At 72.3% G+C, this 13,563-nt stretch carries 16 protein-coding genes and 1 pseudogene; 2 read left to right on the top strand and 15 right to left on the bottom strand.

What is annotated here, in order from left to right:
- Positions 1-4 precede the first annotated feature (4 nt).
- Genes NS220_RS02845 through tsaB form a run of 4 tightly spaced genes read right to left on the bottom strand, consistent with a single transcriptional unit; the run spans position 5 to position 2,662 of the window.
- The gene (locus NS220_RS02845; protein ID WP_058622596.1) at positions 5-412 is read right to left on the bottom strand and encodes a hypothetical protein; all 408 of its coding nucleotides are present in this window, start codon (positions 410-412) and stop codon (positions 5-7) included.
- Positions 409-1,509, bottom strand: a complete 1,101-nt coding sequence (gene tsaD, locus NS220_RS02840) for a tRNA (adenosine(37)-N6)-threonylcarbamoyltransferase complex transferase subunit TsaD (protein ID WP_058622595.1) — start codon at positions 1,507-1,509, stop codon at positions 409-411. The genes NS220_RS02845 and tsaD overlap by 4 nt, the downstream gene beginning before the upstream one ends.
- The gene (rimI, locus tag NS220_RS02835; protein ID WP_058622594.1) at positions 1,509-2,030 is read right to left on the bottom strand and encodes a ribosomal protein S18-alanine N-acetyltransferase; all 522 of its coding nucleotides are present in this window, start codon (positions 2,028-2,030) and stop codon (positions 1,509-1,511) included. Before rimI ends, tsaD begins: the two co-directional genes overlap by 1 nt.
- The gene (tsaB, locus tag NS220_RS02830) at positions 2,030-2,662 is read right to left on the bottom strand and encodes a tRNA (adenosine(37)-N6)-threonylcarbamoyltransferase complex dimerization subunit type 1 TsaB (protein WP_058622593.1); all 633 of its coding nucleotides are present in this window, start codon (positions 2,660-2,662) and stop codon (positions 2,030-2,032) included. The genes rimI and tsaB overlap by 1 nt, the downstream gene beginning before the upstream one ends.
- Positions 2,663-2,725: 63 nt before the next feature.
- Between tsaB and NS220_RS02825 the strand changes: the two genes are divergently transcribed.
- Positions 2,726-3,649 carry an alpha/beta fold hydrolase gene (locus NS220_RS02825; RefSeq protein WP_058622592.1) on the top strand — a complete coding sequence of 308 codons (924 nt, stop codon included), beginning with the start codon at positions 2,726-2,728 and terminating at the stop codon, positions 3,647-3,649.
- On the opposite strand, the gene NS220_RS02820 is transcribed toward NS220_RS02825, so the two are convergent.
- From NS220_RS02820 to coaA, 10 genes are all read right to left on the bottom strand, one after another.
- A complete protein-coding gene (locus tag NS220_RS02820; protein WP_058622591.1) occupies positions 3,624-4,541 on the bottom strand; it encodes a sensor histidine kinase in 918 nt (305 codons plus the stop codon). The genes NS220_RS02825 and NS220_RS02820 overlap by 26 nt on opposite strands.
- Complete coding sequence (locus NS220_RS02815; RefSeq protein ID WP_058622590.1) at positions 4,538-5,254, bottom strand: response regulator transcription factor; 717 nt, start codon at positions 5,252-5,254, stop codon at positions 4,538-4,540. Before NS220_RS02815 ends, NS220_RS02820 begins: the two co-directional genes overlap by 4 nt.
- The gene (locus NS220_RS02810) at positions 5,251-5,532 is read right to left on the bottom strand and encodes a DUF4190 domain-containing protein (protein ID WP_058622589.1); all 282 of its coding nucleotides are present in this window, start codon (positions 5,530-5,532) and stop codon (positions 5,251-5,253) included. The genes NS220_RS02815 and NS220_RS02810 overlap by 4 nt, the downstream gene beginning before the upstream one ends.
- Complete coding sequence (locus NS220_RS02805) at positions 5,529-6,062, bottom strand: DUF3060 domain-containing protein (protein ID WP_058622588.1); 534 nt, start codon at positions 6,060-6,062, stop codon at positions 5,529-5,531. Before NS220_RS02805 ends, NS220_RS02810 begins: the two co-directional genes overlap by 4 nt.
- A 1-nt stretch (position 6,063) precedes the next feature.
- Positions 6,064-7,278, bottom strand: coding sequence for an OmpA family protein (locus tag NS220_RS20510; RefSeq protein ID WP_058622587.1), 1,215 nt, complete (start codon positions 7,276-7,278; stop codon positions 6,064-6,066).
- Positions 7,279-7,355: 77 nt separating this feature from the next.
- Positions 7,356-7,859, bottom strand: a complete 504-nt coding sequence (tsaE, locus tag NS220_RS02795; RefSeq protein WP_058622586.1) for a tRNA (adenosine(37)-N6)-threonylcarbamoyltransferase complex ATPase subunit type 1 TsaE — start codon at positions 7,857-7,859, stop codon at positions 7,356-7,358.
- Entirely contained in the window at positions 7,856-8,977 is a 1,122-nt protein-coding gene (alr, locus tag NS220_RS02790; protein ID WP_058622585.1) for an alanine racemase, read from the bottom strand. Before alr ends, tsaE begins: the two co-directional genes overlap by 4 nt.
- A complete protein-coding gene (locus tag NS220_RS02785; RefSeq protein ID WP_058622584.1) occupies positions 8,974-9,354 on the bottom strand; it encodes a holo-ACP synthase in 381 nt (126 codons plus the stop codon). Before NS220_RS02785 ends, alr begins: the two co-directional genes overlap by 4 nt.
- Positions 9,355-9,450: 96 nt before the next feature.
- Entirely contained in the window at positions 9,451-11,301 is a 1,851-nt protein-coding gene (gene glmS, locus NS220_RS02780; RefSeq protein ID WP_058622583.1) for a glutamine--fructose-6-phosphate transaminase (isomerizing), read from the bottom strand.
- Positions 11,302-11,349: 48 nt separating this feature from the next.
- On the bottom strand, positions 11,350-12,294 hold the full coding sequence (coaA, locus tag NS220_RS02775; protein ID WP_058622582.1) for a type I pantothenate kinase: 945 nt from the start codon (positions 12,292-12,294) through the stop codon (positions 11,350-11,352).
- A gap of 51 nt (positions 12,295-12,345) precedes the next feature.
- Here coaA and NS220_RS02770 point away from each other — a divergent pair, with 51 nt between their 5' ends.
- Positions 12,346-13,275, top strand: coding sequence for a Ppx/GppA phosphatase family protein (locus tag NS220_RS02770; protein ID WP_058622581.1), 930 nt, complete (start codon positions 12,346-12,348; stop codon positions 13,273-13,275).
- 141 nt (positions 13,276-13,416) lie between these two features.
- Here NS220_RS02770 and NS220_RS19125 read toward each other — a convergent pair.
- A pseudogene (locus NS220_RS19125) lies at positions 13,417-13,563 on the bottom strand (phosphoglucosamine mutase); the annotation flags it as partial.

The following is a 13,563-nucleotide window of genomic DNA, read 5'->3' as shown; positions in this document are numbered from 1 at the left end:
GGGCTCAGGCGGGGAGCTGCGAGAAACCCCAGATCAACCAGCCGGCGCTGAAGACACCCGACAGAAGCGCCAGGGCCAGAGCCCATACCGCGACGCGGCGGCTGTCGTGCGTTCGACGCAGCGACATCGCGGCGACGATCGCCGCCATCGCGCTGAGCGGGAGCAGCCAGCCCCAGAAGAACGACGACACCAGGGCCGCGATCGCCGCGAACAGCGCCCAGGGGGCGAGCGAGGGCGGCGGCTTCGGGGCCGGGGGAACGTACGGGATCACGTGATCGCCGAAGGCCGCCATCTCGAGCTGCGCGGTCGCGAGGCGACCCTCCTCCCCATCCGGCTCGACGGCGTCGGGAAGCGCGGTGGCGCCCTCGATCTCTTTGCGGGCGCGACGGGTCGGCGGCGGCGCCTCGCTCACGCGGGGGCTCCGGGGCGAACGGCCGGGGGCACGGCATCCGGATCCTCCGCCACCTGGATCTCGGTGACGGGCAGCGTCGAATCGGCGCCGAAGGCGAGGGTCGACGGGGGCCGGCCCGACGAGATGAGCTCGGCCGCGAGGGCCGCGATCATCGCACCGTTGTCGGTGCAGAGCCGCAGCGGCGGGATCCGGACCGCGACACCCGCAGCCTCAGCGCGTTCGAGGGCCACGTCGCGCAGACGCTTGTTCGCGATGACTCCGCCGCCGAGCAGCAGACGCGGCACCCCGTGTCGGGCGCACGCGTCGAGGGCCTTGGTGACGAGCACGTCGACGACGGCTTCGCGGAAGGATGCCGCGACATCGGCCACCGGCACGGACTGCCCCGCGGCCTCATGCTGTTCGACCCACCGCGCGACGGCGGTCTTCAGGCCCGAGAACGAGAAGTCGTAGCGATGGGATGCCATGTCGGAGGCGCGCGAGAGACCCCGCGGGAAGCGGATCGCGGTCGGATCTCCGGACGCGGCGGCGCGGTCGATCTCGGGGCCACCCGGGTACGGCAGCTTCAAGAGCCGCGCGACCTTGTCGAACGCCTCGCCCGCGGCGTCGTCCATCGTCTCGCCGAGCAGCTCGACGTCGCTCGTGAGGTCGCGGACGAGAAGCAGCGAGGTGTGTCCTCCGCTGACCAGAAGGGCGACCGTGGGGTATTCGAGCTCGCCGGCCTCGGCATCCAGGATGTCGGCGGCGATGTGTCCGACCAGGTGGTTCACCGCGTACAACGGCTTGTCGAGGGCGACCGCGAGGCCCTTGGCGGCACCGACGCCGACCATCAGGGCTCCGGCGAGCCCGGGGCCGCTGGTGACCGCGACGGCGTCGAGGTCCGCGAGGGTCACTCCCGCCTCGGCGAGCGCCGCATCGATCGAGGGTTGCAGGGCCTCGAGGTGGGCGCGCGCGGCGACCTCGGGCACGACGCCGCCGTAGCGGGCGTGCTCGTCCATGCTGGAGGCGATGGTGTTGCTCAGCAGCTGCCGCCCGCGCACGATGCCGATCCCGGTCTCGTCGCAGCTGGTCTCGATGCCGAGCACGAGGGGCGCGTCCATCAGCACCAGCCCTCTCCGGTCGTGGGGGTGTCCGCGGATCCGGATGCCGCACCCTCGGCGTGGCGGGAGAGCCAGCCCCGCAGGTCGAGCTGCATCACGATCGCGTCGACGTCGTCGGGCTGGTAGTACCGCGGTCGGCGCCCCACCTCGACGAATCCCTCCGAGGCGTACAGCGCCTGCGCGACGGGGTTGTCGGCGCGGACCTCGAGGAAGACGTCGTGCACCCCGCGACGGCCCGCTTCGTCGAGCAGGGCCGTGAGCAGCGCGCGTCCGCGTCCCCGACCGCGCGCGGCCTCGGCGATCGTGATCGTCTGGACATCGGCATCCCGAGCCCCGCGCACGGCGCGGAGCCCCGCGTAACCGATCAGCCGGCCGGCTTCCTCGACCACGACGTACCACCCGTGGGGAGAGGCGAGCTCTTCGCGCATCATCGCCGCGCTCCACGCGTCGGTCGGGAAGGACGCGTGCTCGAGCGCCATGATCCCGTCGAGATCGGCGAGGGTCGCGGGGCGGGTGGTCATCAGCTCACCCGCTTCGGAGGATGAGCGGCGACCACGTCGGGGCTCCGCAGGTATAGGGGTTCCGCGCCCGCCAGGGATCGTCCGGCGTCGAGCGCACGGGCAGCGGCGAGCGCGATCATCGCAGCCGAGACGCTCGTGGCATCGCAGCGGGCCGCCTCGAGGTCGGCCAGTCGCTGGTCGAGCTCGTCGCGGGGGCTGAGGGCGGCATCCGTGATCCGGATCGGGAGTCCGTCGTCGTCGATGCCGTCGTAGACGCTATAGGCGAACTCCCGTCGACGGGCGTCGGTGACGACGGCGAACCGCGGGGTGTCGACGCCGGTGAGCGCGTCGGCCAGCAGGATGCCGAGCGCGATCCCGTCGTGGCTCGGGACCGGGACGACCGGGATGCCGCGACCGAGCGCATAGACGCGTGCGGTCGCGATGCCGACGCGCAGCCCGGTGAAGGGTCCGGGTCCCATGCCGATCGCCACGTGCGCCGGCGCGGGGGCGGCGGCCGTCGCGCGCCGCAGCAGGTCGCCGATGACCTCGGCGTGGCCGAGCGGGTTGGCGCTCTGCTCATCGGCGAGCACCTCCCCGTCGCGCGTGATCGCCGCGACGGCGGTGCCGAGCGAGGTGTCGATGCCGAGGATCACCGTTCCAGGGTATCCGCCGCGCGTCGGGGCATCCGATCGGGGTCCGTGTTCCGAAGAAGAGACATGGATGCCACCGCCCTCGGCCTGCGCCGACTCGTCGTCCCCACCGCGGTGGGAACCATCGTCGTGCACGCGGGACGGCGGTCGGGGAGCCCCGTCGCGACCGTGCTCCTGCACGGGGCAGCGGCGTCGTGGCGCACGTGGGCTCCGATGATCGCGGCGTCGGACGAGATGCGGACGCCCCTCGCGGACATCGTGGCGATCGACCTGCCCGGGTGGGGCGAATCGCCCGGACCCGTTCCCGAGCCGGGCGACCTGGCGGTGGCGGTGGCAGCTGTCGCGCGTGCTCTCGGGTATCCGCGGTGGCGCGTGGTGGGGCACTCCCTCGGGGCGGTGGTCGCTCTCGACGTGGCCGCACGCTTTGCCTCCACGACCGTCGGGGTCGGTCTGGTGTCGCCGAGCGGCGAAGGCGCTCGCACGGTTGCGCGGCATCCTCTCCGCGGCATCCTGACCATGCCGGGGCTCGCCGGCATGGTCGCCGCGATGCGTGTTCTGCGGGGCCTCGGCCCGCTGTCGCGCCCCCTTCTGCGTCTGCTGGCGCGGACGGGGGCGCTGCGCGTGCTGTCGCGCCCTCTGTTCCGGCATCCGTCCCGTGTCGCCCGCTCAGAGACCGATGCGCTCGCGACCGAGATCCGTCCGACGGCGTTCCTCGCGGCCACGCCGAAAGCACGGACCCACGACGACGCGGTGTGGCGGCGCATCGCGTGCCCGGTCCGATCGGTGCGGGGACGCCACGACGTCTTCGTCGCCGCGCGCGATCCGCGCGGGTGGGCGCGCGCGATCTCCGACTTCGACGAGGTCGTCCTCGACGACAGCGGGCACTTCGCGCACGTCGAGCAGCCGGCCCTCGCGCTCCTCGCGCTCCGCGCGGTCTGGGCGGCCGCGCGCGTCCGGCCGCCGATCAGGCGGTCGGCACGCGCAGCGTGACGATGGTTCCTGCTCCCTCGCGGGAGCGCAGATCGACACCACCGCCGTGGCGATGAAGGATCGTCCGCACGAGCGAGAGGCCGATGCCCGAGCCGGGCACGTCACGGGCGTTCGCCGCGCGCGCGAGGTCGTCGAAGACGAGCCCCTGGGCGTCGGCGGGAACACCGCGTCCGGTGTCGGCGACCTCGATGACGGCGCCTCCCCCGTCCTCACGCAGTCGGACCTCGATGGGTCCGGATGCCGAGAACTTGACCGCGTTGGCGAGGACGTTGTCGAGAGCCAGGGCGAGCAGGTCCGGATCGCCCGGGAGCACCGGCACCGACCAGGGCACGCGTTCCGCGATGACGCTGATCCGTCCGCGCGCCTCGGGCCGCTGCTGTTCGATCGCGTGCACCGCGTCGCGGGCGAGCGCCTCGAGGTCGACCGGCTCGGTCTCGAGCGGCCGCGTCTCGATCTCGGAGAGCTTGCGCAGGTCGCCGACGAGGGCCGCGAGCCGCCGCGCCTGCGCATCGATGACCTCGACGTGCGCGGGGGCGGCCGCGGGGTCGACCCCGGCGAGGGTGGCGCGGATCGCCGTGATCGGGTTCTTCAGCTCGTGATCGAGCCGCGCGAGGAAGCGGCGGTGAGCGTCCCGCTCGTCATCGCGACCGGCGCGATAGCCCTCGTCCCGCGCGAGGTCGAGGGCCGCTCTCGCCTTGCCGCGCCGCGCTGTGAGCGCCACGATCACCGCGGCGACGACCGTGAGGGCCACCCCGACGTACACCACGACGAGGGGCAGCGCCGTGCTCACCGTCAGCGCTCTGCGCTCCCCGGCGACGAACAGCACCAGCGCCGCGAGCACCGCGAGAGACACGGGCAGCGCGATCACGAGCGCCGCCGTCCGCCGGCTCACGCGGCACCGACCGGGTGGACGAAGCGGTACCCCGCGCTCTGCACGGTCTCGATGTAGCGGGGCGAGCCGGGGTCGTCTCCGAGCACGCGGCGCAGCTCGGCGATGCGGTGATCGATCGCGCGGGTCGAGGTGACGAAGTCGAAGCCCCACAGCGCCGTGAGGAGCCGCTCCCGCGTGTGCACCTCCCCGGGGTGCGCCATGAGGTAGTCCAACAGCATGACCGCCTTGGGCGTGAGCGTGACCTCGGCACCGTCGCGCCAGACGCGTCGTGCCGAACGGTCGAGCTCGAGGGACCCGGCCCGCAGCCGCGGCGCCGCGCTCAGCGGTCGCTCACCCGGGACGCTTCGACGCAGAACAGCGCGCACGCGCGAGAGCAGCTCCTGCGGGTCGAACGGCTTGTTCAGGTAGTCGTCCGCGCCTTCGTCGAGAGCGGCGCTGCGTTCGTACGACTCCCCCACCTGCGTCAGCAAGATGATGGGCAACCACCGCCCCTCCGCGCGCACCCGCCGGACGAACTCGCGCCCGTCGACTCTCGGCATGATGACGTCGCAGACGGCCAGCGCGACGTCGCCGGTGGGGAGCAGGTCGAGGGCCTCCTGCCCGTCGGCGGCGACCACGACGCGATACCCGCTGCGCTCGAGAAAGGCGCCGAGGCCGGCGCGGATCGTCTCGTCGTCGTCGACGAGCAGGATGGCGGGACGGTCGTCGCTCACGCGGACACCCACGTGGCGAAGACGGGGATGCCGACCGCGATGGCGACCACCAGGCCCACGCCGATGATCGTCGCGGCGAGCGCGACGTAGCCCAGCACCAGGCCGACGATCGCGAGCGTCGCGCCACGATCGCCGGTGCGCCGGATCTGTCCGAGGGCGATGTGCCCGAAGATGACGGGCAGGATGCCGAATCCGCACAGGCCGAGAACGAGGGCCGCGATCGCGAGACCGTTGGTCCGGGGAGCCGTCTGCGCCCACGCGGGGACCGGCGCGCTCATCGGGTGTCCCGGATCGAGGTGGTCGCGACGCCCGTGTCGTCCAGGCGGGGCGCGCTCCCCCGCCACAGGATCGTGTTCACGTCACCGCTCACGACGAGGTCGCCCACCTGCTGGGCGTACACGACGATCCCGCTGCCGCTCACGGTGAGCGTCGAGACGTCGTCGAGCACCGCCACCGTCGCGAAGCCCGAGACGGTGACGTCGTCGCACGCCCCCTCGACCCGGACGATCTTGCCGTCATCGGCGATGACGAGACCGGGGGTGCAGGCGATCGTCGTGTCCGCGAGCGAGATGGCCTCGTCGCGGGTACGGAGGCTCGACGGGGCCTCGGGCGCGTCGGAGGCGTCGGGGGCCGGCGGCGCGATCACCTCGGGCCGCGGATCGTCGGTGGCCGTCTCGAGGCTCGGGGCCTCCGTGGGCGAGGCGAGAGGGCTGGCCCCTTCCCGCTCGTCGGTGATGCTCACCGCGCACCCGGTGAGAACGACCGCGGCGACCCCCAGGGCCAGGACGGATGTGATGGTTCTGCGCATGTCAGCCTCCGAAAGGGGGGACGAGGATCTCGACCCGGCGGTTGAGTTGGCGACCGGCGGGGTTGTCGACCCCGTCGAGCTCGTTCGCGGCGACGGGCCGGGACTCCCCGTACCCCTCCGCCGTCCAGGCGGTGGGCGTCCCGCGCTGACGGAGCGCGTCGGCCACGGCGTTCGCCCGGCGCTCGGACAGCACCTGATTCTCGGCGTCGGTGCCGATGGCATCCGTGTGTCCCGAAACCGTCGCCGCGGGGACAGCCACCTGGGTGAGGACGGTGGCGAGCGCGTCGAGCACGGATGCCGCGTCGGGACGGATCTCCGCCGAGTCGAAGTCGAACAGCACCGCGTCGGACAGGGTCAGGGTGGTGCCGCAGCTGGTCACCGGCGCGAGCGCCCTGAGAGGCGGGAACACGCCGAGCTTCGGAACGGGCGGCAGCGGGGCCACGGAGACCGGCACCCCGTCGACCGTGCCCGTGCCGTCGCCGAAGTTCTGGATCTCCACGACGCCGTCACGGTACGACCCCGATCCGTCGCCGGCGTTGTGGATCTCGACCGCGCCGGCGCGGGAGGAGCCCGAGCCGTCGCCGAAGTTCTCGATGCTCTCGTCACCGCGGGTGCTGGTGCCCGAGCCGTCACCGAAGATCTGGATCGAGCGGGTCGCATCGCGGTACGTCCCCGACCCGTCGCCGAAGTTCTGGATCGACACGTCGCCGGAGTCGTACGCGCCTGACCCGTCTCCGAAGTTCTGGATCTCGACCCCGCCGATCGTCGTCGAACCCGAGCCGTCGCCGAAGTTGTGGACGGTGCCGTCCGGCCCGGTGTACGCGCCCGAGCCGTCGCCGTACAGGACCGCGGTCCCGGCGCCCGCGCTGACGCTCCCGGGGGTGTCGCACGACGCGGAGGCGACGGTCACTCCGGGCAGCGACGACAGCGACGAGGCCGCCGCGATCGTGAAGGCCGACGCCGAGCCGTCCAGCAGCGACAGGTCGGGGAGGGTGAACAGGGGCACGGGCGGAAACTGCCCGACGTCGTACCCGGCGACCCGAGCGACGTCCGGCTGCGACGCGGTCGGCGACGGCGTCCCGGCATCCGTCGACGGCGCGGGGGCGGAGACGGATGCCGTCGGCTCCGCGCTGCACCCGACGAGGGCGAGCAGCAGGGCGGAGGCCGCGGCGCCGAGGGTGCGGCGACCCGGAAGGAGGCGGGGGGATCGGCTCATGGCATCCACCGTATTGACCCGATGTCGCACCCGTGTCGCCGCGATGTCGCTGTTTCGCGACAACCGTGGCGCGCGCGTCACGGTCGACGCGAGATCGTCACCGTCCGCGGGGCGTCCGCGTCGAGGTCGAGCGTGTGCGGAGCGATCTCGCCGCACGCGTTGTCGACGCCGCGGCCGCCCACCTCGCGGTCGATCTCGATCTCCCACCACGTGTCGGCGAGGTACTCGGCGACGCCGCGCCCCCACTCGACGATCACCGCGGATCCCGCCACGTCGATGTCGAGGTCGTCGAGCTCGACCGCGGCGCCCAGACGGTACGCGTCGACGTGCACGAGCGGCGTCCCGCCGACCAGCGAGGGGTGCGTGCGCGCGATCACGAAGGTCGGGCTCTGCACGGGACCCCGGATGCCGAGACCCTCGCCGATCCCCCGGGTGAGGGTCGTCTTCCCGGCGCCGAGCGGTCCGGTCAGCACGACGACGTCGCCCGGCTCCAGCGCGCGACCGAGGGTGCGGCCGAGCTCCTCCATGTCGCTGGGGCCGTCGATCCGGTGCACGCCGAGCAGGTCGGCGGGCACGCTCATGCGCCGACCTCCCGCCGGGGAACGCGGGGCCCGACGCGCGTGACGATCTCGTAGTCGATGGTGTCGGCGGCATCGCCCCACTCCCGCGCGGCCGGCACGCCCAGGGTGGGGTCGCCGAAGAGCACGACCTCGTCGCCGACGGACACGGGGTGCTCGCCCACGTCGACGACGAACTGGTCCATCGCGATTCGTCCGGCGACCGAGAAGCGTCGCCCACCGATCGCGACCGGCCCGCGGTCCGACGCCTGCCGCGGGACGCCGTCGGCGTAGCCGAGGGGCACGAGGGCGAGAGTTGTGTCCCGCTCCGTCCGGTACGCGTACCCGTAGGACACGCCCGTCCCCGCCGGGACGCGGCGCACGGCCGACACCGCGCCGCGCAACGTCATGGCGGGGCGCAGGCCCAGGTCGGCGGAGGTCCGATCGTGGAACGGCGAGATGCCGTAGATGCCGATGCCGATGCGCACACCGGTCAGGCGCGCTTCGGGGAGGGCGATCGCGGCGTGCGTCGCCGCGATGTGGCGGAGCGGCGGGGTCAGGCCCGCGGATGCCGCGAGCACGACGCCCTCTTCGAACCGGGCGAGCGCGGCGCGATCGTCCGCCTCGCTCGCGTTCGACAGGTGCGAGAACAGCCCCACCACCCGCAGACGCCCGATGCGCTCGAGGCGGGCCGCCTCGGCGAACACGACGCGCCAGTCGGCGGGGGCGATGCCGTTGCGCGACAGGCCCGTCTCGATCTTCAGGTGGACCGCCGCCGGGCGATCGCCCTGCGCCGACTCGCCCGCGCGGAGCAGCTGATCGATGTCGGAGATGCCGAGCTCGACGTCGTGGCGCACCGCCTCGACGAACGACGCCCCCGGAGCGTGCAGCCACGCGAAGAGCGGAGCGCGGATGCCCGCTCGCCGGAGAGCAAGCGCCTCGTCGATGTCGGACACGCCGATCCGCGTCGCTCCCCCCCGCAGCGCCGCCTGCGCGGCGCGGTGCGCGCCGTGACCGTAACCGTCGGCCTTGACCACGGCGATGACCTCGACCCCGGTGAGACGCCGGAAGTGGCGGACGTTCTCGGCGATCGCGTCGACGTCGATGAGCGCTTCGCGTAGCACTCCCGGTGCCATTTTCATGCGGTGTCCTCTCGGGCGGGCGGAGCGCCGGCTTCGGCGATCACGTAGGCGGTGGCGAGCCCCGCGTCGTGCGACATCGACAGGTGCAGCGCGGTGATCCCGCGCGCGGCGACCGTGACCGCGGTCTCGCCGCGGAGCGCGAACACGGGTCGCCCCGAGGGCTCGGACGCCACCTCGATGTCGGTCCAGTGCACGCCCTCCGATCCCCCGAGCGCTTTGATGAGCGCCTCCTTCGCGGCGTAGCGCGCCGCGAGCGAGCGGGGCTTGAGCACGCGCTCGGCGGGAGCGAAGAGCCGTGCCAGCAGGCGCGGGGTCCGGGCGAGATGCGCCTCGAACCGCGGCACGTCGACGAGGTCGACGCCGATACCGACGATCATGCGCTCTCCCCTCCTGGCATCGGTGTCCATTCTGCCGGTGATGCGGAACGAGAAGGGGCCGGATGCCACGGCATCCGACCCCCACTCCGATCCGGCTTACTCGACCGTGACGGACTTCGCGAGGTTGCGCGGCTGATCGACGTCGAGGCCCTTGGCCTCGGCCAGCCCCATCGCGAAGATGTGCAGCGGCACGACAGCCAGGAGGGGCTCGAACAGCGGGGCCGCGAGCGGGATGCGGAGTACCTCGTCAGCGGCGGGGAGAACGGCGACATCGCCCTCTTCGGCGATCGCGATGACGCGGGCGCCGCGGGCGCGGATCTCCTCGATGTTCGAGACGACCTTCTTGTGCATCTCGCCCGAGCCGCGGGGCGACGGCACGACGACGAACACCGGCTGCCCGGGCTCGATCAGGGCGATGGGGCCGTGCTTGAGCTCGCCGGCGGCGAAGCCCTCGGCGTGGATGTACGCCAGCTCCTTGAGCTTGAGCGCCCCCTCCAGGGCAATCGGGTAGCCGACGTTGCGGCCGAGGAACAGCACCGAGCGAGTGTCGGCCATCCAGTGGGCGAGCTGCTCGATGCGCGCCTGCTCGCTCTCGAGCACGCGGGCGATCTTGCCGGGAACGGCCTCGAGCTCGGTGACCGCCTCGACGGCGACCATCGCGTCGACGGCACCGCGGACGCGACCCACGTGCAGGGCGAGCAGGTACAGCGCGGTGATCTGCGCGACGAAGGCCTTGGTGGAGGCCACGGCGACCTCGGGGCCGGCGTGCGTGTAGACGATGGCATCCGACTCGCGCGGGATGGTGGCGCCCTGCGTGTTGCAGATCGACAGCGTCTTCGCACCGCGCGACCGGGCGTACTTCACGGCCATGAGCGTGTCCATGGTCTCGCCCGACTGACTGATCGACACGACGAGCGTGCGCGGGCTGAGCACGGGGTCGCGGTAACGGAACTCGTGCGCGAGCTCGACGTCGACGGGGACGCGCGTCCACGTCTCGAGCGCGTACTTGCCGACCATCCCCGCGTACGCGGCGGTGCCGCACGCGATGACGAGGATCCGGTCGATGTCGGCGAGGAAGTCGTCCATCCCCTCCAGCTCGGGGATCTCGACGCGCCCCTCGTGGATGCGACCGCGGATGGTGTTCGCAACGGCCTCGGGCTCCTCCGAGACCTCCTTGGCCATGAACGACGACCAGCCGCCCTTCTCGGCCGCGGACGCGTCCCACGTGACCTCGAAGGCTTCGACCTCGACGGGAGCGCCCGAGAAGTCGGTGACCTCGACGCCGTCGGGGGTGATGGCGACGATCTCGTCCTGGCCGATCGCGAGCGCGTTGCGCGTGTGCTCGACGAAGGCGGCGACGTCGGAGCCGAGGAAGTTCTCGCCCTCGCCGAGGCCGATCACGAGCGGCGAGTTGCGGCGGGCGCCGACGACGAGACCGGGGTGGTCCTCGTGCATCGCGAGGAGCGTGTACGCCCCCTCGAGGCGCGACACGACAGAGCGGAACGCCTGCACCAGATCCTTGGTGCGGGCGTACTCGCGACCGATCATGACCGCGGCGACCTCGGTGTCGGTCTCGCTGCGGAAGCTGAAGCCCTCGCCCACGAGCTCGCTCTTGAGCTCGGCGAAGTTCTCGATGATGCCGTTGTGGATGACGGCGAGCTTGTCGTCGTCGGCGAGGTGGGGGTGCGCGTTGGCGTCGGTGGGGCCGCCGTGCGTCGCCCAGCGCGTGTGACCGATTCCGGTCGTGCCGTTGGCCATCGGCGATGCCTCGAGGTCGTCGCGCAGCACGGCCAGCTTGCCGGCGCGCTTGCGCATCCCGAGCGCACCGTCACCGTCGATCACGGCGATGCCCGCGGAGTCGTAACCCCGGTATTCCAGCCGCGACAGACCTGCCAGAAGAATGTCCTGGCTCTGCCGGGGACCCACGTAACCGATGATTCCGCACATAGCTTCCGAGTCTACGGGCGGTGGCTGGGCGAACCCCTCGGCGACGGCCTACAGCTTGCGCAGGAGCACCGACTCGACCGTGTGGTCGACGCCCTTCTGCAGCACGAGCTTCGCGCGGTGCCGGGTCGGCAGGACGTTCTCCTCGAGGTTGGGGAGGTTGATCTCGCGCCAGAACCCGAGCGCGCGCTCCACTGCTTCCTCGTCGCTGATGTCCGCGAAGACACGGAAGAACGACGACGGGTTCGTGAAGGCGTTGTCGCGAAGCGCGAGGAACCTGTCGACGTACCAGCGCTCGATGTGCGCGGCGTCGGCGTCGACGTAGATCGAGAAGTCGAACAGGTCGCTGACCGCGACCTCGTTGGGCGACGGTGGAGGCTGCAGCACGTTGAGCCCCTCCACGATGACCACGTCCGGGCGGTGCACGCTCACGTGCGCGTCGGGCATGATGTCGTACCGCACGTGCGAGTAGAACGGAGCGCGCGCCTCTTCGGCCCCCGACTTGACCTCGCTGAGGAACTCCACGAGCGCGCGCCGGTCGTAGGACTCGGGAAACCCCTTTCGGTCCATGAGACCGCGCCGCTCGAGCTCGGCGTTCGGGTAGAGGAAGCCGTCCGTGGTCACCAGCTCGACGCGCGGGGTGTCGGGCCAGCGACTCATGAGCTCGCGCAGCAGGCGGGCGATCGTGGACTTGCCCACCGCGACGGAACCGGCGACCCCGATGACGAAGGGGGTCGTGGCATCCGGTTCCCCCAGGAAGGCGCTCGTGTCGGCCCCCAGTCGACGGGTGGCGCGCGCGTAGAGGCTCAGCAGGCGGCTCAGCGGCAGGTAGACCTCGGCCACCTCGCGCTGGTCGAGGCGATCCCCGATGCCACGCAACTGCACGACCTCGGTCTCGGTGAGCGGCTGCTCGATCCCTCCGGCCATGCGCGCCCACTCGGCTCGATCGATCTGTCGATAGGGGCTCAGCGACGGTGCGGCAGCGGTCTCGGACACGCGGTAATGCTACTCGCGGGCTGATCGGCGCCTTCCCACTACGCTCGGACCGTGCGTCTCGGAGTCCTCGACATCGGCTCGAACACGGTGCACCTGCTCGTCGCGAACGCGCGAGCGGGAGGCCGTCCCACAGCCACCACGTCCCACCGCTCGGTGCTGCGCCTCATGCGCTACCTTCTGCCCGACGGATCGATCTCGCCCGAAGGCGTGAAGGGGCTCGTGGATGCCGTGGCCGCGGCGTGCGCGACGGCCCGGGCCGAGGGGGTCGACGAACTCCTCGCGACGGCGACCTCGGCGGTGCGGGAGGCGACCAACGGCGAAGAGGTCATCGCGCAGATCGAGGACGTCCTCGGTCAGCCGCTGCAGGTGCTCGGCGGCGAGACCGAGGCGCGCTTCACCTACCTCGCGGTGCGACGGTGGTTCGGCTGGTCGGCCGGACAGATCCTGCTGTTCGACATCGGCGGCGGCTCGCTCGAGATCGCGGGCGGCGCCGACGAGCTGCCCGACCTCGCCGAATCGGTGCCGTTGGGCGCCGGGCGCTCGACCGTGCAGTTCCTCCCCCACGACCCGCCGAGCGCCGACGAGATCGACGCGCTGCGTCAGCACGCGGCATCCGTCCTGGCCCCGGTCGCCGAACGCTTCTCCGTCCTCCCCCGCCCCGACCACGTGGTGGGCTCGTCCAAGGCCATCCGCTCGCTCGCCAAGCTCGCGGGCTACCCCGTACCGGGGTGGTCGGGCATCGACCGCATGGTTCTTCCCCGCAAGCAGCTCAAGGACTGGATCCCGCGTCTCGCGCAGATCCCCGCCGACGCGCGCGAGGCCCTTCCGGGGATCACCGCAGACCGGACGTTCCAGATCGTCGCGGCCGCCATCGTCGTCGAGCGGGCGATGAAGGCGATGGATGTCGAGGAGCTCGAGGTCTCTCCCTGGGCCCTCCGCGAGGGAGTCCTGCTGCGCTACATCGAGTCGCTGGAGTACTGAGCGCCGAGGCTCAAGGCCCGGTGCACGGAGGTTCCTGAGCCCGCCCACCCCGAGGTCCCCGAGCCCGTCGAAGGGACCGCGCACCGCAGTGCCCCGCCACCCGACGCCGAGGTTCCTGAGCCCCGTCGAGGGGGCCGGGCGCTACAGCGCCAGACGCTCCCGGACGACCTCGGCGAGCCGGTCCGCGTGAGCGCGGGCGACGTCCTCCGACGCCGCCCCCACCCTCACGCGCACGAGCGGCCCGGTGCCCGACGAACGCAGCAGGCCGCGCCCGGAGTCGCCGAGTCC

Origin of the sequence: Microbacterium testaceum (assembly GCF_001476655.1) — a bacterium.
GTDB lineage: Bacteria > Actinomycetota > Actinomycetes > Actinomycetales > Microbacteriaceae > Microbacterium > Microbacterium testaceum_C.
Note: the sequence above shows the minus strand (reverse complement) of the source record. Positions and strands in the feature narration are given on the sequence as shown.